The organism is Polynucleobacter tropicus, assembly GCF_013307225.1.
Taxonomy (GTDB): domain Bacteria; phylum Pseudomonadota; class Gammaproteobacteria; order Burkholderiales; family Burkholderiaceae; genus Polynucleobacter; species Polynucleobacter tropicus.
This window is the reverse complement of the sequence record NZ_CP028942.1, coordinates 296,876-321,888: the sequence shown is the minus strand read 5'-3', so window position 1 is coordinate 321,888 and position 25,013 is coordinate 296,876. Positions and strand designations below refer to the sequence as shown.

General features: G+C 39.5%; 22 protein-coding genes. 6 read left to right on the top strand and 16 right to left on the bottom strand.

Annotation, left to right across the window (positions count from 1 at the left end; genetic code table 11):
* Positions 1-10: 10 nt before the first annotated feature.
* Together DCO17_RS01720 and DCO17_RS01715 are read right to left on the bottom strand one after the other, a co-directional pair.
* Complete coding sequence (locus DCO17_RS01720) at positions 11-979, bottom strand: glycosyltransferase family protein (protein WP_173955099.1); 969 nt, start codon at positions 977-979, stop codon at positions 11-13.
* Positions 980-986: 7 nt separating this feature from the next.
* Positions 987-2,093 carry a DegT/DnrJ/EryC1/StrS family aminotransferase gene (locus tag DCO17_RS01715; protein WP_173955098.1) on the bottom strand — a complete coding sequence of 369 codons (1,107 nt, stop codon included), beginning with the start codon at positions 2,091-2,093 and terminating at the stop codon, positions 987-989.
* 25 nt (positions 2,094-2,118) lie between these two features.
* On the opposite strand from DCO17_RS01715, the gene DCO17_RS01710 reads away from it, so the two are divergent.
* Positions 2,119-2,667, top strand: a complete 549-nt coding sequence (locus DCO17_RS01710; protein WP_173955097.1) for a sugar 3,4-ketoisomerase — start codon at positions 2,119-2,121, stop codon at positions 2,665-2,667.
* Here DCO17_RS01710 and DCO17_RS01705 read toward each other — a convergent pair.
* The 14 genes from DCO17_RS01705 to DCO17_RS01640 all read right to left on the bottom strand — a co-directional run bounded on the left by DCO17_RS01705 (position 2,610) and on the right by DCO17_RS01640 (position 18,819).
* On the bottom strand, positions 2,610-3,518 hold the full coding sequence (locus DCO17_RS01705) for a glycosyltransferase (RefSeq protein WP_217425432.1): 909 nt from the start codon (positions 3,516-3,518) through the stop codon (positions 2,610-2,612). The genes DCO17_RS01710 and DCO17_RS01705 overlap by 58 nt on opposite strands.
* 147 nt (positions 3,519-3,665) lie before the next feature.
* Positions 3,666-4,907: a glycosyltransferase family 4 protein gene (locus DCO17_RS01700; RefSeq protein WP_173955095.1), complete on the bottom strand. Its 1,242-nt coding sequence runs from the start codon at positions 4,905-4,907 to the stop codon at positions 3,666-3,668.
* A 6-nt stretch (positions 4,908-4,913) separates the two neighbouring features.
* Entirely contained in the window at positions 4,914-6,023 is a 1,110-nt protein-coding gene (locus DCO17_RS01695) for a glycosyltransferase family 1 protein (protein ID WP_173955094.1), read from the bottom strand.
* 34 nt (positions 6,024-6,057) lie between these two features.
* On the bottom strand, positions 6,058-7,440 hold the full coding sequence (locus DCO17_RS01690) for an O-antigen ligase family protein (protein WP_173955093.1): 1,383 nt from the start codon (positions 7,438-7,440) through the stop codon (positions 6,058-6,060).
* On the bottom strand, positions 7,428-8,426 hold the full coding sequence (locus tag DCO17_RS01685) for a hypothetical protein (protein ID WP_173955092.1): 999 nt from the start codon (positions 8,424-8,426) through the stop codon (positions 7,428-7,430). Before DCO17_RS01685 ends, DCO17_RS01690 begins: the two co-directional genes overlap by 13 nt.
* Positions 8,413-9,246 carry a hypothetical protein gene (locus DCO17_RS01680; RefSeq protein ID WP_173955091.1) on the bottom strand — a complete coding sequence of 278 codons (834 nt, stop codon included), beginning with the start codon at positions 9,244-9,246 and terminating at the stop codon, positions 8,413-8,415. Before DCO17_RS01680 ends, DCO17_RS01685 begins: the two co-directional genes overlap by 14 nt.
* The gene (locus DCO17_RS01675; RefSeq protein ID WP_173955090.1) at positions 9,243-10,151 is read right to left on the bottom strand and encodes a class I SAM-dependent methyltransferase; all 909 of its coding nucleotides are present in this window, start codon (positions 10,149-10,151) and stop codon (positions 9,243-9,245) included. The genes DCO17_RS01680 and DCO17_RS01675 overlap by 4 nt, the downstream gene beginning before the upstream one ends.
* Before the next feature lie 108 nt (positions 10,152-10,259).
* Entirely contained in the window at positions 10,260-12,065 is a 1,806-nt protein-coding gene (locus tag DCO17_RS01670; RefSeq protein ID WP_217425431.1) for an ABC transporter ATP-binding protein, read from the bottom strand.
* Positions 12,066-12,203: 138 nt separating this feature from the next.
* Positions 12,204-13,109: an NAD-dependent epimerase/dehydratase family protein gene (locus DCO17_RS01665; RefSeq protein WP_173955089.1), complete on the bottom strand. Its 906-nt coding sequence runs from the start codon at positions 13,107-13,109 to the stop codon at positions 12,204-12,206.
* A gap of 11 nt (positions 13,110-13,120) precedes the next feature.
* The gene (locus DCO17_RS01660; RefSeq protein WP_173955088.1) at positions 13,121-14,353 is read right to left on the bottom strand and encodes a class I SAM-dependent methyltransferase; all 1,233 of its coding nucleotides are present in this window, start codon (positions 14,351-14,353) and stop codon (positions 13,121-13,123) included.
* Positions 14,350-14,910 carry a dTDP-4-dehydrorhamnose 3,5-epimerase gene (rfbC, locus tag DCO17_RS01655; protein WP_173955087.1) on the bottom strand — a complete coding sequence of 187 codons (561 nt, stop codon included), beginning with the start codon at positions 14,908-14,910 and terminating at the stop codon, positions 14,350-14,352. The genes DCO17_RS01660 and rfbC overlap by 4 nt, the downstream gene beginning before the upstream one ends.
* A gap of 1 nt (position 14,911) precedes the next feature.
* Complete coding sequence (gene rfbG / locus DCO17_RS01650) at positions 14,912-15,982, bottom strand: CDP-glucose 4,6-dehydratase (protein ID WP_173955086.1); 1,071 nt, start codon at positions 15,980-15,982, stop codon at positions 14,912-14,914.
* A 6-nt stretch (positions 15,983-15,988) separates the two neighbouring features.
* On the bottom strand, positions 15,989-16,759 hold the full coding sequence (rfbF, locus tag DCO17_RS01645) for a glucose-1-phosphate cytidylyltransferase (protein WP_173955085.1): 771 nt from the start codon (positions 16,757-16,759) through the stop codon (positions 15,989-15,991).
* Between the two features lie 806 nt (positions 16,760-17,565).
* Complete coding sequence (locus DCO17_RS01640; RefSeq protein ID WP_217425430.1) at positions 17,566-18,819, bottom strand: O-antigen ligase family protein; 1,254 nt, start codon at positions 18,817-18,819, stop codon at positions 17,566-17,568.
* 613 nt (positions 18,820-19,432) lie between these two features.
* Here DCO17_RS01640 and DCO17_RS01635 point away from each other — a divergent pair.
* From DCO17_RS01635 to DCO17_RS01615, 5 genes are all read left to right on the top strand, one after another.
* Entirely contained in the window at positions 19,433-21,367 is a 1,935-nt protein-coding gene (locus DCO17_RS01635; RefSeq protein WP_173955083.1) for a hypothetical protein, read from the top strand.
* 145 nt (positions 21,368-21,512) lie between these two features.
* On the top strand, positions 21,513-23,210 hold the full coding sequence (locus tag DCO17_RS01630; RefSeq protein WP_173955082.1) for a glycosyltransferase family protein: 1,698 nt from the start codon (positions 21,513-21,515) through the stop codon (positions 23,208-23,210).
* A gap of 36 nt (positions 23,211-23,246) precedes the next feature.
* On the top strand, positions 23,247-23,687 hold the full coding sequence (locus DCO17_RS01625) for a GtrA family protein (RefSeq protein ID WP_173955081.1): 441 nt from the start codon (positions 23,247-23,249) through the stop codon (positions 23,685-23,687).
* 29 nt (positions 23,688-23,716) lie between these two features.
* Positions 23,717-24,418, top strand: coding sequence for a glycosyltransferase family 2 protein (locus tag DCO17_RS01620; protein ID WP_173955080.1), 702 nt, complete (start codon positions 23,717-23,719; stop codon positions 24,416-24,418).
* Positions 24,415-25,011 (top strand): phosphatidylinositol-specific phospholipase C/glycerophosphodiester phosphodiesterase family protein, encoded by a 597-nt coding sequence (locus DCO17_RS01615; protein WP_173955079.1) that lies wholly within the window; start codon positions 24,415-24,417, stop codon positions 25,009-25,011. The genes DCO17_RS01620 and DCO17_RS01615 overlap by 4 nt, the downstream gene beginning before the upstream one ends.
* Positions 25,012-25,013: the final 2 nt, after the last annotated feature.

Sequence of the window (25,013 nt, the reverse complement as noted above, 5' to 3'; positions counted from 1 at the left end):
ATCGTTGAGTCTATCTTTTAATTTTTCTGCAAGTCGGTAAAAACATTAATAGCGTTAAATAATATCGGCGGAAGCCTCGTAAGATTAACTTGAACGTGTCAAAACTAAACAATAAAAATTGTTTTTTTTGACTCCCCCCAATTTTTTTTAATTCCGCCTGAGCAAGCGCTAAGTCACTTAAATACGGTTTGTATACAGACTCTATTAATGGGTTTGGCAAGAAATATCCATTATTGGACAATATTACCCAGTTTTTTCTTAATATTCTCAAACTATGAAAGTGATAAAAAATTCCATCGCTCCATGGAAATCTAAGCGCATTCCATGGACCTAAAGCTGCACTTTCATTTTTTAACACGTGCACTTGATCCCCAAACAGGGTGGGCCATAGATCTAAATACTTCTGATCCCCAAACTTTCCATCCTCAAGTCTTGCAAAGCACCACTCTAAACACTTATGTTGCCACCACTTCTGGACAGATTCCACGCTGCTTCGAGAAAAAATAATAAACTGGACACAAAATTTACCCCGCTCGGCAGATGTGTCGCTGAGCGGATGAAAAGCATGCTTAGTAATCAGTACTTTCTTACAAGAGGATTCAAACTCATCAAAAATCTCCCTTGGATCCCTCAAAAACCACAAATCCGCATCCAAATAGGTCACTCGATCTACAGAGCCGTCCAAATCAAAGACAAAATTTGCAGCAAAAGGTGTTAAGGTCCAACAATACTCAGCTTTCGATCTATTCTTTTTAACACCCCTCAACTCGGCCGTCTCTAAATCTGACAAGCGAAGAAGAGTGATAAAAGGTAATCCCAATTTGACTAAGGAAAAATAAACCTCATCATCCAAACAAATTATCCAAAGATTAAAACGGTCAACATGGCGACACAGAGATTTATACAGAGCCAATCCCTGGGGTGCAAATGCAGAATCAAATAAAGTTACGAATTGCTCTATTTTTTGCAGTTTTAGCATATCAATATTAACTTAATTGATGATCAATCTCTCTCAATACATCCATAACTCGAAACTGTTGACTCTCTTCCAGCTGTGGGTACATAGGCAATGAAAAAATTTCTGCTGCAACCAATTCTGTATGAGGCAAATCACCCAGCTTGTATTGCAAATGATCAAATGCTTTCATGGTGTGGATGGGCCAAGGATAAGATATATTTACGTTGATTAATTTTTCGCTCAATAGCCTGATAACCTCATCCCTTCTGCTATGGCGCAAAACATACAAATAGTACGCGTGCTCATTTTGAGGTGCTGATTGAGGCAAAATGAAGCTAGTTCCTCGCAAGCCATGGTCATATATTCTGGCTATTTTTTGACGAGCCTTAATATATGAAGTTAAATGCTCCAACTTTTTAAGTAAAATTGCAGCCTGAAGTTCATCAATACGAGAGTTATAGCCATGCTCGATTGAGTAGTAGTTTTTTTCCATCCCGTAAAATCTTAATCGTCGCAACTTATCTCGCACAACCTCATTGCTTGTGAGGCATAGTCCTGCATCTCCATAGGCACCAAGAATTTTTGTGGGATAGAAAGAAAAGGCGGCGACATCCCCAATCGTTCCTGCCGTTCTACCTTTATATTTTGCGCCATGCGCTTGAGCACAATCTTCAATCACCTGAATTTTATATTTGCCCGCTAACGCCATCAATGGATCCATATCAACCATTTGGCCATATAGATGAACCGGGATAATTAACTTTGTCTTAGCAGATATTTTTTTTTCAACTAGATTAATATCCATAAGATAAGTATCGGGATTGACATCCACAAAAACAGGTACGCCACCAGCCGCTACGATTGCAGACACCGTAGGAACAGCAGTATTTGCCACGGTAATGACCTCATCCCCACTCTGGAGACCAAGTGCCTTGCAGGCTAAAAATATTGCATCAGTGCCATTGCCAACCCCAACAGAAAAATTTGCGCCGCACCATTTTGCAAATTTTTCCTCAAAAGCTTCAGTTTGCGGGCCGAGTATCAATCTTCCAGAGCTAAAAACTGTATCAATAGCCTCATAAATCTCTTGCTTCTCTAGGGCGAATTCAGCAGCATATTCCCAAACATTTATCAATCTAAAACTCCATTAAATAGGAAGCATGCAAAGATTATTTTTTAATAAATCAAAAAATTTGAGCATTATTAATATAAGATTTAAGCTAAATTTTAATACAGATTATAAGAACGGTAACAGAAAAAACGTGATCCCCAATACAAAAATTCAAGATTGTCAGGCTATTGATCTATCGACCATCTCATCCAAAGATCTGGGAAAATTAACAGTCATTGAAGGACCGCCAAATATCCCCTTCCATATCAAGAGGGTGTTTTATCTCCACGACATTCCTCCAGAGAAATCGAGAGGGTCCCATGCTCACAAAGAGCTACATCAACTGCTTATATGTATTAATGGATCATTTGATGTAGCTCTAGATGATGGATCTTCAAAAAAAATTGTTCATTTAAATGCGTTAACTGTAGGCTTACACATTCCCCCGATGATCTGGGCGGAAGAGCTAAATTTCAAACCCAATACCATATGTCTAGTTTTAGCCTCAGACTTTTATGACGAGTTAGACTATTACAGAAACTACGATGATTTTCTTGCCGCAAAGTTGATTGCCCGCTCTATAGATTCACACATTTGATCCATTGTTCTACTAGAACGATAATGCTTCAAAGCTCTTTCTCCTAGCTCAATGAATACATCTCTATTGCCTTCAATTTCATTAAAAATTGAAACAAGCTCATCATCCTCACCATACAGAACTCCATTTTTCATATGTTCAATATTAAAAATTTCACCGCCAGTAAACGCATCTCTCTTGGTGATAAAGGGAACGCCGTATCCCATACTTGTTAAAACACTTAAGCCAGCCTGATCCGGAGAGATACACGCATAAGCCTCCCTAAAGTGAAGCGCAAGCCCAGAAGGATCGTAAATCGCACCTTCAAGTCCAACCAAGCCATCCAATTTATTTTCTATAATCCAGCGCTCAACCTCAAAAAACTCTTCACCATCACCAATTATGGAAAGCGGAAGCGGGCTAGCGCTACATGAAACATATTTTTTATAAGCATGCAATAAAGAAAAAATATTCTTTTCTTTATAAAGAGTTCCAACAAAAATTATCTTTCTTTTTTCAATGGGATCATGCTCTCCCGATGAAATATCTACAGTATTGTGCGCAACAAAAAGCTTATCCCTGGAAACTCCAAGTTTTGCATACAACTCAATAGGGTAATTAGAGTAAAATATTAGCGCTTCCGCCCTATTGAAGAGGAATGCCCTCACACGATCAAGCCCCCTATTTTTATGAAATTTATTTTTATATGATGCTGAAACGCCTATACCCCAAGCCACCCACTTAAATTTTCTAAATGGCCACAATATTAATAAGTTTCTATCCAAGTATCTTAGGTTTGCCTCAGACACCACAACATCATACTCATTGCAAATGGAATATATATTTTTTTTAAAGTAAAGAAAAGGGGCCAAGTTTAATCAGCAACAGTATTATTTCGCTAAATTTTTTCTGCGAAGCAAGCTCTCCACTATGCAGTACAGTAATCTCGTGACTCCTACTTAGCCTCTCAAAAAGTGGGGAGAGATAATGCGCAACATATGGCTGAATAAATAACACTTTCATATATGCCTTTTCTTTGCTACGGCGCGCGCAAATGATTCTTGTAGCAAACTTTTAAAACGCTGGGAATAAATTGAATCTGAAAACCGCTCAGCCCTAGCAATTGCAAGTCTTGACATGCTTTTTTGCAATTCAGGGTTTTCGTAAAGATGGCCAATTATTGCCACGAACTTATCAATGAATGCGTCTGAGGCTATAGGCAATAAATATCCAGTTGCACAATCAATAACCTCCGACAGTCCGCCCAATCCGGTGGTTGCCACTGGATTACCCGCAGCCAGATGCTCCAAAGCCGTCAACCCAAACCCCTCAGGCTGAAGGGATGGCACCACGCCAATATCCGCGATACGGTATACAGAAGGCATAGCATCATAATCCACATAACCCAAGAAAATAACCCTGTCCGCCAAGTCAGCCGCTAACGCCCTAGCCCCCACCATGCAATCATCATCACTGGAGTTCTTAAAGGCTGGCGCACCTGCAATAATCAATCTAGCTGGATATATTTTTGCAAGTTTCTTAAATGCATCGATCAATAGCATAATCCCTTTTGATTCGGCGACTCTGCCTGCATATAAAATTACGAACTCATCAGGTCGAATATTCAAAGAGGCTCGAGAATACCGGCAATCTTCAAGTGGATTTTTTGGGTTAAATTTACCAACCTTAATCCCATTGTACAAAAGATGCATTCTTTGTGAATCTATGCGATTTTGGAGCTGGCTCAAAATAAAATCACTTACCCCATATATTTCATCAAAAGAACGAATAATCTCTTCGTTTAAATGGGTTTTTTGATACAAATAATTATTGTGCAAATGCAAAATTACATAGCCTTTATACACTTTTCTCAAAGGAAGAATATATTCTGGAGTATTTTCAATAACTACAAGATCAAAATCGTGAATTTTTTTGCCTAAATTTCTCAAGACCTCTTGAAAATACACATCTTCAATTAAGCCAAAACCAAAAAATCTCACAACCTTAAAGAGTGCTTTTTTAACAAGAAATCTTAAAGAGCGCGTTTTTATATATAGAAAACTTGTTTTTTTAAACCCAGCAGCCAGCCCTTCTTGGCAAAGTGGAGATGCTGATGCGCAAAGTATTTCAAAATGTTGGTGAGCCTCGTTAAACTCCAAGAAAATTTCTAGCAAATTTTCAACAGCGCCCCCCTCGTAAGCTGGTATTGGGAGTCGACCGGGAGAAATTAGCAACAGCTTAATGGCTGGATAAATTGTCACAACTAATTAATTTGATAGGGATGAAAATGCCAGCATATAATTGGCTTGAAGTTCTTTTGCAGCGGCGCGAATATCATAACCATAGGAGTAAATTGAGCTTAGATTCCCCTTCCTCCTTTTTAAATCAATACTCACAATCTCACTGGCCCAAGTTTTTGCAGGCTCGTTAAGCCCGATAAAGAAGACGCCGTCTCCAATAGCCACCTCTCGTGTAATAACGTCCGAAATAACGCATGGGACCCCAGCGGCTTGAGCCTCAAGCAAAACAAACGGAAGGCCTTCATGCAAAGAGGGAAAAAGAAATATATCAAACGCAGCAAATAACTCGGGAATATCCACGCGATCTCCCAAAAAACGCACCTGCCGCTCAATCCCATACTCTTTTGCCATCTCACTTACATCTAAAAACAAATCGCCAGTCCCAACTAGGACTAAAACTACATTTGGATTTAAATTAGCCAAATTTTTAAAAATTTCCAGTATAAAAGTATGATTTTTTTGAACATTAAAATGCCCAATGTGGCCAATAACTAATTCATTCACAATTCCAAGCTCGGCCCTCTTTAACTCCCTCGAAGCATCCTCATAAGTAAATTTGACTGGATCAATAGCATTCCTTATCAAAGTATAATTATTCGAATAAATGACCTCCGCACCATAAAGCCAGATAGCCGATTCTGTGGAGCAAGAGAATCTATGGGTGGAAGATGTATTGATAACTACTCTAAGGATTTTTTTAATAATTAAATCTACGCCTCTTGCGGGAAGTAATGCATTATGACTGTGAGAAATTCTTATGGGTATTAAAAAAATAAGGCTTGAAAATAAGAATATTGCGTTAAGCCAATTTAAATGGCAATGAATTGCCGACGGCCTATTAACAGTCAGAAATTTGCAATATAAGTAAAATTTTTTTAAATGAGATCCAGACCCCTCAAGCTTAAAAATATGACCGCCATATAGCCCAATTTCATCCGCATAAAAACTTTGACCACTCTCCAGCTCTAAAAAATCAAATTGAATTTTTTTTCTATCAATGTTTCTGTAGTAGTTCATGATCATGGATTGAACGCCGCCATGATCCATTTTTCTGACTATATGAAGAATTCTTTGCATTTTCAACCACCGCACTTAAGGGGATAAGTTAATCTTAAGATCGCCCCAGATCTGGCCTGGAAAAAGCCAGTCCAATGCAAAACCATAACGATGCCTCACTGATGTATGTACCGGATACATGGAGTCTAACAAGCGGGAGCATAAAAATAATTAGAATTATTAAATTTTTTGAATCTAAAGATATTAACTTATATAAATTTTTAGCAAAATAAAAAAAGAAAATTACCGCAAGAGAAAAATAAAAAATCCCGCCCTGCAGAAAAATTTCCAACTCTATGTTGTGAGGGTAGCCAGATATATCCCAAAATCCAAATAGGCCATATCCAAAAAATGGCCGTTCAATTATCAGCCTGATAGTATTTGAGTAGAGCGCCCCACGATTTGAAGTTCCACTCCAATTAATCCCCGTCATTTTCAACCAAGGGTGTATTGGCGCATTAATTGCATTTGCAGCGTCCAATATCTTAACGTCGCCCTCCTCGAGCTTGCCTTTATCGCCAGCATCGGAATCATTATGAGGCGGAGTTGGCTTGGCCTCAGATTTATGGTGATCGTTATACTCCAAGTACTCTAAAGCACGCTTCAATCCCCTCCCAGAATTATCCAGCTTATTAAACCCAACCGCCAATATTGGAGCGATAAAAATAATAGCTAGGAAAATATAGGAATTTTTTTTTGGATTTATCTTTTTCACACCCAGATATATATATGATATAACAAAAAATATTATATATAAGATCATTAAAAGAAATCCGCCCCTACCTTCTGGAATCAAGACCCCAAGGAATAAAATTGTACCCATCAAAATTCTAAAATACTTATACCTTCCCTCTTTTAAAAATAAAACAAAATAGAGGTTCAATCCGAAAAATATTGCCGATATGTATGATGCACTTTGATAGTCGACGCCCCCAAAATTCGAAAAACGATGTCCAAATAAGTACCCAAAAATATATGATTTAAAAATCGCTATACTTGCAATAAATACAAATAAATCAATTATTTTAATAAAGTAATCTATTAAACTTAATCTGCCAATCAAAATACCCATAATTAATGCAGGTAAACTAAATACTAAATAATATAAGATGTATAGTTCAGCGGTCTTATTTATGCTACCCCTATCAATAACAGAAAATATATATGCCCCACAAATCAAAAAGGGTAATATTAGTATTCTTTCTTGTAGAATTAGGCAAAAATTGAGGCTGAGCTTTGAATTATTTTTCAAAAAAATCATGATAGCGATTAAAAACAATACCCCCGCATAAATTTTAAAAATGGGGCTACTGTTAGAACCTGGATATGTATACCCAATCAGCGCACAAAATGTAAAAAATAATTCGTAACTCAGCAGACATAAAGCTGCTATAGCGGCAATAAAGCCGCTAGAATATCCATTTTTTATTTTTTCCATATTTTTAATTTTCTATAAACTCTCGTAAAAAATTGATAGAATAGAAACATTAGATAATAATTTTCAATTGCCCCATAAATCACATAATTAATCCATGGATCTTTCTGATGGCTGAATTTTTTAGCTATTTTTTTTAACTCATTTTTTGATATATTTTTCGAGAAAGTTAAGGCATTTATTTTTTCTCTTGAAATCATAGAAAAATATTCTTCCATTGATTTATCATCCAAAAGATTTGAATAAAAAGAAAATATCCCTTGGAGCTGCATGTGCCTAGCTCTCTTTTGGTATCCACCCACTTCAATACCATCCAACTCACCGTTGTAATTCACCTGATTTACTGGAACATACTGCACCACTGCAGAATCAACTAAAAACCACCAAAATGGAACGTCACCAGCATAACTAGTAAGCTCTTCAGGCATATATAAGGGGATAGCCTTCATGCCCGCTATGAATAAATCAATTGGTACCCAGGCGCCGTTAAGATTGGGTAAATGGATTTTTATAATATTTTCCCTTTGCCTCCGTCTTGGAGTGCTCGACCACGTTTCTTCTAAACTACAAATAACATTTTTAGAATCATCGTTCTGATTGAGCACAATATGGTAGTCGCCAAAAAAAACGGGGCTTAAGTTATTAATCAACGCCTCTTGAGCAACTGCGGCTAACTGGATTTGCCCATCAAATGGCAACCAATCATCGCCACTAAGGAAACAAGCATAGGGCGTCTTAACCTCCAGTAAGCCCCTTAAGGCATTCTCTCTCATACTCAATAAAACATCAGATGATAGGATAGTAATTCGATCATTCCGCAAGCCTGAGACCAGATCTAGGGTGGAATCACTACATTTATTTACGCACACCAAAATGGCGCCATCCAACTCCTCAGCAATAGCAAGCGCCGAAAAGACAGCCCTTAAAATTGTGCGCTCTTGATCTAATACAGGAATTACATATGTTATAAGCATTTTAGATTGGCCCACTTGAAGACCCCCATGTCAGAGTCCGCAGTCTTATTTTGTCAACCAAGCTTGCCTCGTCGTACTGCGCCGTTCTATTGTCCGACACCACTAAATTCAACTGGCCTCCAGACCTAAAAGTTTTACTTTTATCCCACTCCTCTTGGGCATATGAGCTACCATCGGCGCCAACAACAATCAGCTTGTACCCCATTCCAAGCAAAAAAGCTGAAAATCCTTTTCTACCACTTTCCAGAAGGAGGGCATCAAATTTAGTCTTGGGAATTTTCAATGATTTTGAAAATAAATTAAAAATACTTTTTTTGCAAATAAAAGCATTTGATCTCAAGTGATAGTTTGGGTACGGCTTAAATCTAAGGTAATTTCTAAAAAACTTTAGGCGCTGCCTTATGCCACCCGAAAAAAAATTGGCATTAGGCCATTGCAAATAGGACTCCCAAGATCCAGTGGCACCAGCCGCACCAATGGGCCCATTTTCAGTATTATTTAAAGCATGAGATAACAACCTCAGCCAATCATTAACCAATGGACGGCTAAACGTATTTAAAAAACATATCTCATCATATGAATCAATATATGGCATTATGCGTATGTAAGCACCCCAGTCATACCCATCGTCAATAAAGTCGAATATTTGAGCATTGCATAGTCTTGCCAAGTTAAGCGCAATTTCTTTTTCTTCGGGCTGGTCCCAGCCCTTAAAAATAACCCCTAGATGATGATTACAACCGGCATTAACAGCCATATATGATCGGAAAAAATCAAAAGTTGCCTTTGCACCCCCATCCATACCCCGCGCAAGGTATAAGACAAATAAACTCATTGACCAACCAAATCTTTTTGGCTAGATTTAAATGAGTAAATTGCTGTGTATGAACCCCCCAGACCCGAAATACGATCAAAAGGAAGCATTAAGAATGATAGAACAGGTCCAAGCCTGGCAATCCATCTAAACGGCGGCTTAGTACCTCGACATATATTAACCAAAGAATCTTTCCAGCCTGCAGCGCTAATGAGACATCCAACTCTATCATTCTGATGCAGACCAATTCTTACCATCCCATACCTACCCATCAGACTGTCCAGAGCCACAATAGAGACCAAAGATAAATGCCTAGGCGCATCAAGGTGGACCCAATATTTTTTAAAAACTCTAAATGAAAGAGATTCTGGGTTGGGTGAGGATAGAACAAGAATCCCCTTTCTCGATAATGAAGAAGATGCGGCCTCTAAGAATTCTGGTAAACATTCTAAATGCTCAATCACATGAAAGGCCACACAAACATCAACATCTTCCTGCAACCTTAACTCCCGGGCAGGTGATGATGAATTTACAACATTTAAACCCATGGACTGGCTTATATATTTACAGCAACTCTCATCCATTTCAATTCCAGTGACCTTAAAATCAGCCTCACTTGCAACACGCATAAAAGCTCCAGCTGCAGGACCCACCTCAATTAGCTTTCCTCTTTTTTTATATTTTTTAATAAGTCGCAGCTTATCCGATTCTAGGTCAACCTGATTGCTCTTATTCGAAGTGTGTTTATAAGCGGGATATGCCCCATGGTAGTAGAAACTTATATTATGAGGAGTGGGGTACAAGAAATAAGAATGACAACAGAGGCATCGATAATATGAGAAAGCATTATTATCGATGCCTCTGTTGAAATCCTTAGATTTAATAGCATCGGTAATATTACGTTCACCGCAAATTGAACAAAACATGTTATTCCTAATTCCAAACCCCGTAGATTTTTATTAAATGCTCATTCTATACCGACTATGTCAGTAATAATGAATGTTATGAACTTATTTAAATAAATTTGCAAAAAATTAAAATTTATTTTTAATTGGTTCAATATTAATCAATTCAGAATATGAACCTTCGGACTTAATTTTGCCATTCTCGATTTTTATAATTTTTGTGCAATCCTTTAAAGTGCTCAATCTGTGCGCAACCATGATAATGGTGATATTTGAATCAAGACAATGGACCGTTTCCATAATACTCTCTTCCGTGGCGGTATCAAGCGAACTAGTTGCCTCATCAAGTATGATTAAACTTGATTTTTTATATAGAGCCCTGGCCAGTCCGATGCGCTGGCGTTGACCGCCAGAAAGTCGTAAGCCACGTTCGCCAACACCACTTAAATATTGGTTTGGCAGTCGACTAATCCATCCATCTATCTTCGCACCTTTGGCAGCCTTTATAACATCAGCAATATCAATCTCCTCAATTGGAACACCGAAAGCAATATTCTCCATAATCGATGCGTCACTTAAATATATGGACTGGGGTACATGGGCAATATTTTCTTGCCAATTACGAGCATTAAGCTGCCGTATTTCTTCACCATCAACCTTCAACTTACCTTCGGATGGCTGCAAAAGACCCATTAAAACATCCAAAAAAGTAGATTTTCCACAACCACTTTTACCAATTACCCCTACTTTTTCCCCCTTCAAAATTATCAAATTAATTTGCCGTAAGACAAGGGGCTGACTAGGCTCATAGCCAAATGAAATATTGGACAACCTTATTTCATGCGTAAAGGAAATTGGGGTCAATGGCTTGCTGGAGCTTTTTGGCATTGATTGATTCAAAAGCGCCACCACATCCCCCAACGAATCAAGTCCGCCTTGTAGAGAGGCCCATGAACTATAGAGTTGTTGCAAGAGCGGCAATAACCTCTGCGACCCCAACGCTAAGGCGCCTAGCATTGGAATAATGCCAATAGCGCTATCTTGAAAGCCCAAAATAATTAGGGCCAATATTGCAATTAAAACAAGTCCTATTCCCTCCATAATATATTTTGGACTAATACTAAGAAAATGATTGCTACCTTGAGCACCCCTAACAGCACTATCCGCCGCTTCATATTTTTTACAAAAAATTTCCTGAGAACCATCAATTAAAACATCCCTTATCCCACCGAGGCCCTCTTGAATTGATTGGATAACATTGTTTGACTCATAAGCAATTATTTTGCTATTAACGTAGAGGCGATTTTTAATTAAACGAACTACAATTACATAAGAAAATCCAAAACCCAAAAATGCAATAAATGTTATCAGGGGATTTAGATAAATAAGCACGACTAAAATGGTCGTCAATAAAACTGCTCCAGAAATAAAATTTAGTATAGGCAAAACTGTGCTATAGATGACGGTATTTGCCTTATTTGAAATCCCGTTAATAATTTCACTGCTATTTCTTGAAATATGAATATGATATGGCTGATATAGGCTTTTTCGATAAATTTCGGCACTCAATTCAGCGCCAACTGAAAAAGACAAATTGGCAGTCCGCCAAAGAAGCATTAACCTTACACTTGCTGACAAAATTGCGGTGGAACAAAAGAATACCGCCATCGGAATTAATAAGCCGTTAGCGGTATTAATTTTAAATAAGTAAATTAATGGTTGAATGATTGGGCTTTCAAAAACCGTATCTGGGGCAGTAAGAGCACTCAGAAACGGCACGACTGAGCCAATACTTAATATTTCGATAAATGAAGTCAATATCATTAATATTGACAATAAATAAAAATCTTGTTTTTTCTTTGGACTAAAGTAAGCCCAAAGATTTAGAATGAGGGGTAGAATTTTTTTAACCCTTTTATTGCTATCTTTAGGCATTTTTAGAAAAAGTCGCTTTGCATGTCACGTGGATGGAATCAATCTTATTCTGACCAAACTTAAAATACCTCTCCGGGAAACAGCTCGATATAATCCGTTAAATTGCAAATTTAAATGTTTGATTATGTGGGCAGCCAACTAAAATATTAAGCGGCGAGCTGCAATAGTCTGCATAAGACCTTGATCAAGATCATATTTAGGCGACCAGCCAACCTCCTCTGTAAGTCTTTTATTGCTACCAACAACAAATGGTTGCATCCCCCCCTCCTGTAGCGGGGAGTCGAATTTAATCAATCTAGGATTTGAATTAGAAAATTTAGCAATTTTCAAAAGTAGCTCGTGTAATGCGATAGCCTGACCAGAACATATATTCACAGCCCCTTTAACTTCGCAATCCAGAAGATGCACTAACGCCGAGGCAACATCTTCTACATGTAAAAAGTCGCATATTTGACCTCCATGCTTACATATAAATGGCGTTCTACCAAGCAAAGAGTTTATAGCAGACGGAACCAACCGCTTTTGGTCTTCATTAGGTCCATATAGAAAAAAAATTCTGCCCCAAGCACTACTGATATTTTCATTTTTACTGTATGAATGCAAGATTTCCTGCATTGCATTTTTACAGACTGCATAAGGGCTTTGCGGCATTTTTAAGGTGGAATACTCATCGCAAATTTTATTATCCCAATTATACTCGGCACATGTACCAGCCATAACTATGCGTCGCCCACCAAAATCAACAAAATGCCTTAAAAGTGATACTGTTGCTTCAAGCCATTTAAAATTTTCTGGGGAATCTTGATACCTTCCTGGCTCGGCATACCACGCAAGATGAAGAAGATGACTAGGCTTTAACTCCATGCAAAGCTTCTTTACCTGAGCTGAATCAAGTAGATTGGCACTATGCCAATTGATATTACCGGAAATGATTGAGCCACTCGAAGTAACCGCATGAATTTCATAACCACAGCTCAACAATATATCAATAGTATTGCGACCTATGAAGCCGGATCCCCCGGTAAGGAGAATTTTCTTTTTCATATTTGAAAAGTTTAGCTAGGTTGCAGAATTTTTATTTCTGGTACGGCAACAACAAATTTTGCCCCTTTATCAGCAACAAATGACAACTGATCGATAACTTCTTCCTTAATATTCCAAGGCAATATTAAGATAAGATCCACCGCCATATCACGCAATTCGCCTGGTGCTTTAATTGGAATATGGGAGCCTGGCAAGTATTTATTTTGTTTTGAGATAGAGGCATCAAATACAATCGGCAATAAATCAGGTTTTACTCCCGCATAATTAAGAAGCGTGCAGCCCTTAGCTGCTGCACCATAAGCCACTACTTTCACATTTTTACGCTTTTGCTCAATTAAAAAAGTCAATAAATTATCCTTAATTTGATCAACTTTGAATTGAAAATCTTGATATAGCCTTAAATCCTTAACTCCATTACCTATCTCTTCGTCTATTAACTCCTTTACCGACCCCCTCACCGGCCTATCATCATCAGCGTGACATCCAAATATCCTTAAACTTCCGCCATGGGTATTTAACTTTTCGACATCAAATATACGTAACCCACAACTTGTAAAAATTTTATCCACTACGCTTAATGAGAGATATGAAAAATGCTCATGGTAAATAGTATCAAATTGCGATGACTCAATTAATCTCATTAAATGGGGAAACTCAAGAGTGATTGTCCCGCCAACCCTTAAGGCGGCTTTCAAGCCACAAGTGAAATCATTGATATTCGGCACGTGCGCATAAACATTATTCCCAACAATTAAATCGGCCTGGCGACCATCAGCAGATAAACGTCGACCCAGCTGTTCTCCAAAAAATTCCCGCAAGACGGGGATACCCAATGCTTCCGCAGCTTCAGCAGTACTTGCTGTGGGCTCAATCCCTAAACAGGGAATGTTTTCTCTCACAAAATTTTTAAGCAAGTATCCATCGTTTGACGCAATTTCAATAACAAAGCTATTCCCACATAACCCCATTTCTTCAATCATACGTTTAGAAAAATTCTCAGCATGATCCAACCAACTCTTCGATGTACTAGAAAAATAAGAATATTCTGCATCAAATAACTCGTCCGCTTGAGTGTAATCTTCCGTCTGCACAAGCCAGCATTGATTGCAAACCATAACCTTTAATGGGTAATATTTTTCAGGCCTGGTTAAATCTTCTGTGGTTAAGTATGCATTAGAGGGCGGTGAAAAACCCAAATCCAAGAAATTATGCGACAGTTGCGCAGAACAATGACGGCATCTCATAAATTAAATCCTATAAATTGATCATTCAGCAATGGATGCCCAGAATCTCTAGTAGAAATTTCAGAAAAATTAAGCGGCCAGGGGATGGATAGACGCGCATCCTCGGGATGAATCCCTCCCTCAGAATCGCGACGATAGGGCGCAGAATGAGCGTAAATTAACTCACAATCATCTGCAAGCGTTTGAAAACCATGCGCAAAACCTTCTGGAATCAATAGCGCGCGCCCATTTTTTGCAGAAAGTTTTTCTGCATGCCAATTCAAAAATGTAGGTGAATTTTTGCGCAAATCAACTGCAACATCCCAAACCTCACCTTGCAAGCATGAGACTAGCTTCATCTCAGCATAAGGGTAATTTTGGTAATGCATTCCCCTCACCGTACCCTTTTTCTTAGTTATAGTTTGATTAATCTGAGCAATTGGCTTTTTCCAACCCACACACTTCAATTCTTCCGAGCAAAATATACGCGCCAAAAACCCACGATCATCCCCAATCTCTTTTCTTTCTATGACCATCAACCCTGCAATAGGTGTGTCAAATATAGAAAATATACCCATACTATTGACTACTCATAGAACTAAAAAATTCTTGAATATCAGCCTCGCATAATTCAATGGCTGATTTACCATCTCTAAACTGCTGATACCATTTCATAGTACGCTCAACAGATACCGTCAAGCTCCAATAAGGGGTCACACCCAATAACTTTTTAGCTTTAGACACATCCAAGCATAAGAGCCCGGCTTCATGATGGCTATCGTAGGCATCACCCCATAAAACACTTCCATGCCCATAGATTTTATTTGCTAATTTGACAACACTTCTAACTGTAGCAACATCTTGCGACTGTGGCCCAAAGTTATACGCCCCAGCTAAAGAGGGGTTACTGTAAAGCTTCTCAGCCAAGACCAAATACGCGTTAATTGGCTCCAAAACATGCTGCCACGGGCGAACCGCATCAGGCCTTCGAACTTCAAGTGGAATATTTGCATCCCACGCTCGAATGGCATCTGGTATCAAGCGATCTTCCGACCAATCCCCTCCGCCTATTACATTGCCAGCGCGCGCAGATGCAATCGCTATACCCTTTTCAGCCAAATAAGAGTCTCTATATGACGAGATAATGAGCTCACTTGCGGCTTTGCTGGCGCTGTAAGGATCATACCCCCCCAGCTCATCAATCTCGCGATAAGGCTGAATACGCTCTAAATTTTTATAAACTTTATCCGTGGTTACGGCAACGACAACCTTAACCGAATCAATCCCACGCAAAGCATCTAACACCGAAGCAGTGCCCATGACATTAGTTGAGAAAGTATCCAATGGATCCCTATAGCTTCGCCGAACTAACGCTTGGGCAGCCATATGGAAAACAATCTCAGGCTGAGCTTTCTTTACTATAGCTGAGATTGCATCCGCATCCCTAATATCTACAAAATGACTATCCGTTCTCCCCAAAACATCTACTAAGTTAAAAAGGCTAGGGGCATCAATTGGGGGCAAGCCAATTCCAACAACCTTTGCGCCCAATCGATAAAGCTGCAAAGCTAACCAAGCACCCTTAAAACCACTGTGCCCAGTGAGCAATACTCTCTTCCCATGCCAAAATTTTTTAGAACTTACATCCATCGACTTTTACCAACTTTTCCATGGCGCATTATTGGATGCCCATAAATCTTCTAGATGATTTTTATCCCTTAAGGTGTCCATGGCCTGCCAAAACCCCTCATGCTTAAAAGACATCAGCTGCCCCAAAGATGCAAGGGCTGTCAGTGGCTCAGCCTCCCAAGTACATTGATCGCCACCAATAAAATCAAGGCATGCCGGAGAGAGAACAAAAAAGCCTCCATTAATTAAACCCCCATCACCACGAGGCTTTTCGGTAAAACCCTTTACTTGATTATCAACAAGGGTGAGAGCCCCATAACGCCCAGGAGGTTGAACCGCTGTAACGGTAGCCAATTTACCATGTGTGCGATGAAATTCGAGTAAGCGTCCAATATCAATATCACTAACTCCATCGCCATATGTGAAGCAGAATTCAGACTCATCTCGAACATAATTTAATATTCGCTTCAGACGTCCACCAGTTAAAGTTTCATCGCCAGTATCGATCAAGGTGACTTTCCACGGCTCCGCATTGCGCTGATGAACCACCATTTTATTGAGTGTCATATCAAAAGTAACATCGGATGTATGAAGAAAATAATTAGCAAAATACTCTTTAATTACATAACCTTTGTATCCGCAGCAAATAATAAAATCATTTACACCATGGGAAGAGTAGATTTTCATGATGTGCCATAAAATAGGTTTACCGCCAATTTCAATCATTGGCTTAGGTTTCAGATATGTCTCTTCTGAAATTCTTGTTCCTAGACCTCCCGCTAAAATTACAGCCTTCATACCATTAAATATCCCTAAAAAATATATTAGTTATTGAAATTTTAAACTACCGCCGAAATCACTTTCAAAATTAATGTTAATTGTTGGCAAATTTAATCTTTATTTGGATTTTGGAATAACCATGAGAAGTTCGACCTTGCAATACTATCAGCCATTCGGAAAATAATTTCACAATAATAAAATTATTTCTTTCATTTTAAGCCCCCTAATATCAATGCCTCACCAATTGGAATTAATAAACTAAATCTAAAATGCGCTCTAGTTGAAGAATTTAACAACCAGCCCCGCTCTAGATTAAATATACGTTCACACAAAGTAACCCTCAATGAGTGAAAGCAAGTCATTCAAAATAACTCATTTTGAAGTAAAAAGTAGCGTATATTAATACTCTTAAATTAGCGGAAAAATCATCTCGCCACAGGCAAACCTTAGGCCTGCTGATAACTGGGCCTAAAGTCGACAAACTAAATGATTCATTACGCCATGAACCTATCCACTTCTATAGCGCCTCATTAAATTTATTGAAACACCAAGGCGATCTCTTAGCCCCCGTTGCCTCCGCCACCAGCCTTGCTAACTCAGCAATAGTATTACCCATGCAAAGCCTACATTGATACTGGAGCCATATCATTGGCGTATAAAAACTACCTAAGATTTGCATTTCCAGTGACTATAAAATTAGCATCACTATAGACGCTGATTCAGCGCTTAGAATACAAATTAGATGCAGGATATATCAAGAAAACTCACTCAACCTACCGTCTTAATCGATGATACCGAACCTCGAATCAATGTTTATTTTTTGCTCAATCAAAGCTTTTAATTTTGTCATCAATCGTTAGCAAAGTTAATCCAGCAGCCCAGCTGACCCAAAAGATCAGAGCCGTAAAAGTTATGGCTGCCGAGACTTCAGTCGTGATCCAAAGAATGCCATTTGCAAAAAGAGCCCAAAACACCATTGATTTCCACGGCTCTTGCACCTGCTTTAATTGACTCATACTCAAAAGTAAAGAGCCTAATACCAAGATAACTCCAGGAATACCAACGGCCAAAAAAAGATCCAACCAACCACTGTGGCTGTGAGATAAATTTGAACTAGTTTCCGGCCAGTTGGCCTTGGCTATTCTTTTAAAAGAATCCTCGACCAGACCATACCCCAAAGGGGTTTGCGTAGCTAGCTGCATCCCCACGACAAACCAAGCAACACGCTCATAATTTGTTGCCGAAACTATTTGACCATACTCATTAATTGGATAACCCTGCTCTCCCGCAAACTTCCATTGCTGATATTTTTCAGTCTGTACAGCTACTTTGCCATCGGCAACCAAGGCCCTCCAAGAATTATTTTTTTGTAAATGGATATAAAGCACCACGACAAAAAAGACCAACACCAGCATAGCTAAAGCCCATTTTTTCCACCATTTTCCTAGGGTTATTTTTGTAAATAAATCTGTCAAAAATAGCGCCCCCATTACAGTTGAATAAGCAATACCATTTTTAATATTTTGAATATCAAATAAAAATAAATTGCCTACAATAAGGGTCATATAAAAAAAAATTTTCCAAAATTGATGTTTCAACTTTTCGCGAGACGAAAGTAAGATCTCAATCCTACCTAGGGCAATTGCCAGTGCTGGCAAGCAAAACGCAACATAGTCAGTCTTGGGAATGTAAAAGGGCTGCGCAATAAAATATATCTGCAAATAAGTCGGCACCCGAATGCCCCAACTAGAGCCATAGGTGGTGAGTGCATACTTAAGCAAATAAATCATCAAGGGGGCAGACAGGCCCAACAAGATTAAGATCCAATATGGTGATTGAAGAGCCTTGTTAGTGCACGCATCAGGTTTGCTGGCATCACTTGCACTAGCCTTGCTATCTGCACTTACCAAAGATAAGCCTAATCCAAACGCAAATATAGTCCCGATACAAACGTATTTCCAAATTCTTTCGAATTCTAAAAATTGTGCAGCAAAATCTTGAGAAAGAAAAATTAAGTGAAAAGTTGCCCAAATTAATAGGCCCACAATGAGCCAAATTGGGATAGCTCTTCTTTGCAATAGCTTTGCTCGGAAGTTGTAAATTGGGTAGAGCGCCGCTAATGCACCAACAACTAATGCTGTATTACGGAGCCCCACAGTCCCCGGCAAGATCCAGACGGCATATAACACAGCAAAAGCAGTGCACTGAACCCAAATGAGCCAAGAAGGAATGATTGACTTACCCATCCTCGAAGCTGGAGCGTTTTTATTTTTTTCCAAGAGATACTCTTAATAGCCTCTAATCACTCCATTTATTAACCCACTCACCAAGCAAGTCATTAGCTAAGTGTATCCGAGTAATTGTAAACCCATATGCTTTTAGTGCAGATACATTCACGGGATTTTAGCGATTGCTTTGTCCTATTACAGCTTACATTTTGAGGTAATCTTGAGACATTATCAGCAGGACTATTAAATCATGTTTATTTGATACGATTTCAGAATAAAATTTACTGAGATATCCTCGCTCCCAATGCGATAATCCTTAAGTCGGCACAGAATTTTATGCGCTCAACACGCACACTCGATTTATTGGGGCATGCAGCACTTTTGCCATAACCAGATTACCATTCTCATTGATATTATTTTTTGAGTTTTCAGAAGAAACATTTCATCGCAAGAAATAGCGCACATGGCTAATTTTTACTCAAAAATTTTATGGCTTACCGGTCAATTGTGGGTTGCTGCCTTCTTATTACCATTTGCTTACCTACTTGGCGATACAACATACTTTAATAAAGATGATAATTTCACTCAATTTACCCCCGTTTTCTCCTACGCTTTTGATGCAATTCTAAAGGGTGAATTTCCCTGGATGCATCCAGGAGAGCTCAATATCCGCCTGGCCGAAAGTCCTTATTACGCCGTATTTTCGCCCATTCTTCTATTGGCCTCTACTATCGCTCACTTGTTTCACTTAGAGCCCTACTGGATCATCAATTTTTGGTGCGTTGCTTTCTTCACACTCATCAATCTTGTGTTATTGAGATTTGTTAACACCCTCCCAATAGATAAGAGCATGAAAAGTGCAATCTTAATATGCGCTGGCATAGGCTCCTATATGGGCCAATACAGTATTAACTGGTATTACGTTCTCCCGGCTCTCTTATTGTTAATTGCAAAAATTGACTACTGGAGTTTTTATCTTCATCACCACAAAACTAACACGACTAATGACTGCATACTTCTAGTTGCAACATTTTTAGCCACCTGTGGGGGGAATCCACAATTTTTCCTCTACGCACAATTAGTAGAGTTTATTTTTCTCGCTCCATTTTTCAACAAGCAATTATTACTTGTCTATTTTCGCAATCAAGCAATTGGGCTAGCACTACTTGCACCATGGATATATTGTCAAATTGAGTACTGGAGTGGGTCTTGGAGAACAATCTTCAATTGGAACAAAATTGAAATTGATAAGTTCTTAATTTCTGGACTTTTTAATGTACGTCAACAAGAAGGTCAATCAATATGGATTGTTACTTGTCTGCTATATATTTGCGTGGCTTTTATCAAAAGACTTAAAGAGCAAAAGATTGATAAATTTTGCCTAAGCTTATGCCTTACAAGCGCTTTACTGCTTATATTTTCAAGTTTAGATTTAGCAACCATCTTTGGTGAGCATGAATATTTTCTGAAAAACTTCACCACCCCCAGAAAATGGTGGTTTTTTGGGGGAGTTACATCTGTTCTAGCAATTAGCTTGTGGTGCTCTTCGTGGACTAGGAGGGGGCAAATCGCTTTTGCAGCTTTCGCATTAATAACCAGTGGACTCTATCTTATTCATAATTATGGGCAAGCAGCCTACCCCTGGAAGGATACAAATTATGTGCAGACACCCTCTTCCATTGAAGCCATCCAAAAATATGCAGACCCGAACTCTCGAGTCTTTCAACTCACTAACTTTCGCAATTTGGAACCCAATCCAAGTGGCCACTTACTACTTAATACATGGCTTACGAGTAAGGGCCACAATTTAATTTTTACCAAGGGATATGAAACCATCCACGCGAAGGAAAATCTTCACCCAGAAATTGAAAAATATTTTGATAAACAAGACCTAAGCCTCGCGCAATACCAGAGCCTAGGCGTTTCAGTCATTTGGGTAAATAAACAAGAATTTTCACCAGCCTTATTTGATAGTGGTGACTATAAAATCGCTTATGAAGATGAAGATCATTTTCTTGTAAAACTTAAAAAACCGGGGCAAATTGTCACTTGCACTAAATCACCCTGCGATTCACACGTTCGATTTTATCCTGATCATATTGAGGTTGACATAGAGCATTTCCAAGCAGGAGATTTAGCATCAATTAAGGTGACCCCTTATACAAATTTTTCACTTACTGGCAATGGAAAGAAAATTCCTTACTTTGTATGCGGGGAAGATTGGCTTTGCTTCAAGCTGATATCTAATATCAACAACTATCAACTTAAGTACCAAGACCTTCCATTTATTGCCTTACTAGTAGGCTCAAACCTTCTGTTTATTCTTATACTATTTATGCTCCTTTGGGCACCCAATCGCGCGCGCCCAATGATATTTCATAAAACACATAGAAATTAAGCGTTGCACCCTGACTTTTCTTGAAGACTTCAGGCCTGTGTCTTTAATTATTTTTTGATAAAAAGCATATTTTCAGCGACTATAATTTGGGTCTATATTGCATTGATTTAGATTGATCTTACCTATCATCATTGATTGGAAACTTGTGCAAATTGTTATTCCTATGTCAGGCTTTGGCGAGCGCTTTCGCCGTGCTGGATACGTAGTCCCAAAACCCTTAATTGAGGTTGATGGCAAACCCATTATTGGGCACGTCATTAATATGTTTCCCGGGGAAACTGATTTCATTTTTATTTGCAATGAAGATCATTTAGCCAATCCCGATTATCAAATGGAAAAAATTCTTCATGAGCTATGCCCAACAGGCAGAGTAGTTGGCATTCCAGCGCATAAGCTAGGCCCCATTCATGCTGTACGTCAAGTTGAGCACCTACTAGACCCCAATCAGCCAGTTGTTGTTAACTATTGCGATTTCACGTGCTACTGGGATTGGGATCACTTCAAGAAGTTTGTTGTAGATACTGCCTGTGCGGGCGCCATTCCGGCATACAAGGGATTTCATCCGCACACTCTTGGCACCACTAATTATGCTTACATCAAAGAGATCGCTAAAAGTCAATCGGGACATGACGGCGCATGGGCCTTAGATATACAGGAAAAACAACCGTACACCAATAACCGGATGGAAGAGTTTGCATCTAGCGGAACCTATTATTTTGCTAGCGCAAAAATTATGAGTGATGCATTTAAGCAAACCATGGATCAAAACATTAACGTTGGTGGCGAGTACTATGTCAGCCTAGCTTACAAACCAATGTTTGCCAAAGGCAACAAAGTGGCAATCTACCCACTACAGCATTTCATGCAATGGGGTACCCCAGATGATCTCCATGAATACAACTCATGGTCAGATACCTTTAAACGTTTAATAAAATCCGATGTCGAGTCCAGACCTGTGGGATCTTTAGTCATCCCAATGGCGGGCATGGGCAAGCGCTTTGCTGATGAGGGTTACACACTCACTAAGCCTCTCATTCCAGTTTCAGGCAAGGCCATGGCAATTCAGGCAATTGAGGATTTGCCCAAGTCTCAATACCAATCACTTGTCATGCGCTCTGACATGCCAGGCTTAGCAGAAATCGAACACTCCATTAAAGAGCATTTTCCAAATGCAATCATCACTCTTGTACCCCAAGTTACTGAGGGGCAAGCCTGTACTGCACTCATAGGTTTAGACGCACTCGAAGAATTTAGCAAGCAGCACTCTAGCGATGATTTATTGCCCATAACGTTTGGCGCATGCGATAACGGCGTACTATTTAATCAAGCGACATATCAAGCACTCATTAATAATCCTGATGTTGATGTGATTGTCTGGGGTGCGCGGGGCCATACTAATGCTGTACGTAAGCCGCAGATGTTTGGTTGGATTGATGCCACTGTTGACGGACGCATCAATACCATCTCCGTCAAAACCCCTTTAGCCTCCCCAGCAACTGATCCAATTGTGATTGGTACATTCACCTTTAAAAACCCAAACGATGCAAGACGCGCCATTGATACCCTGATTGCCCGCAATGGCAGAATCAATGGTGAGTTTTATCTAGACTCCTGCATCAACGATGCAATTGGACTAGGACTGCATTGTCATTTATTTGAAGTGGATAGCTTCATTTCTTGGGGCACTCCAAACGATCTCAAAACATTTGAGTATTGGCAGGCATGCTTTCATAAGTGGCCACATCACCCTTACCGCTTAGAGCTAGATTCTCGAGTTGAGCCAACTGCTTTGGAGAATTTGTATCAGCGCTATGCCGCAAGAACCCCAGAACTTCCAAAATAAGCATTTATTAATACTACCCCATAGTTAATTCATTAAATGACCGCGCCCATCAAACGTGAACTAGGCATTTTTTTAATCGTTGGCCTATTAACTGTTGGGATTGATTTTTTAATCTATCGTGGCTTTATTTATATACAACCACTTGATATTGATAGCATCAATATCGCTAAAGGCTTTAGCTTTATTAGCGGAACAGTCTTTGCCTACTTTGCCAATCGTTTTTGGACTTTTAATCAACAAACTACAGGTGCTGGTAGCGTCTTTAGGTTTGTGATGGTTTACATCCTGGGCTTAGTCGCCAATATTGCGATCAATCACATATGTATCGAATGGTTTAGCAGTCCCGATTTTGCTCTGGAATACACCCTCTTGATTGCTTTCATCTTAGCAACCAGTGTTTCTGCCTCATTAAATTTTATTGGCATGAAATTTTTCGTCTTTACCGATCTTAAGATTGGTAACCCTAAGAACATTTAATCACTGAATCATTCAATACTCTTCGCCCCGTGAAACTATCCCTAATTATTCCCTGCTATAACGAAGCCGCTAATTTGCCTCTGCTTTTAGATCGCTGCGCCTCGCTCGGTGAATATCATGATATTGAAGTCATTCTGGTGGACAACGGCTCCACTGACAATAGTCCTGAAGTTTTGCAAAGTCTTTTGCCTAACCACCCACAATGCCGCAGTGTTCGCGTGCCTGTTAATCAGGGCTATGGCTACGGCATTTTGTCTGGGTTGCACGCTGCGACCGGCGAACTATTGGCCTGGACGCATGCAGATATGCAGACAGACCCCAAAGATGTTTTGCGCGGATTGAAAATATTTGCGCAACACGGGAGTAACAATATTTATGTCAAAGGCCAGAGAATCAAACGCCCCTTGGCGGACGTTTTCTTTACCATCGGCATGAGCGTTTTTGAAACTCTCTTGCTACGAACTCGACTTTGGGATATCAATGCTCAGCCCAATATGTTCTCAAGAGCATTTTTTGAGTCTTGGGAGAACCCACCCCATGATTTTTCGCTGGATTTATATGTATATTTCACGGCAAAGGCTCAGGGGATGTCTGTTTGCCGCTTTCCCGTAGAATTTGGAGAGCGGGCTCACGGTGTCTCTCATTGGAACGTCAATTGGGCGGCCAAAATGAAATTTATCCGCCGAACCATCGACTTTAGTTTTGAGTTAAAAAAAAGGCTGCCTCAATGAACTTCATTTCTCATCGACGCAATTCCATTGAGGAACTTAAAGCAACTCAAACTGATTATGGCGTCGAAGTAGATATTCGCTCAGACAATGGGAGGCTGGTAATCCATCACGATCCCTTTGCTTCAGGAGATGATTTTGAGGAATGGATCAAGCACTATCAGCATGGCACCCTTATCCTCAATGTCAAAGAAGAGGGGCTGGAAGAGCGCTTAATTAATTTGATGAAGCAGCGTGGAATTACTGATTACTTTTTCTTGGATCAATCTTTTCCATTTTTGATTAAATGGTCAAAGCTGGGTGAGCGCCGTTGTGCGGTACGCGTATCCGAGTTTGAGTCGATTGAAACCGCCCTTACCCTTGCGGGAAAGATTGACTGGGTCTGGGTTGATTGCTTTACTAAATTCCCGCTCAGCGGCCAAGATGCTAAACACCTGCAAGCTGCTGGTCTTAAACTTTGTCTCGTCTCTCCAGAGCTCCAAGGTCGCCCTGCCGAAACCGCTATCCCAGAATTGGCAAAACTTCTAGTCGAGCGCCAGATAACAGCAGATGCAATTTGCACCAAGAAACCTGAGATCTGGAAAGAATATCTATAAAT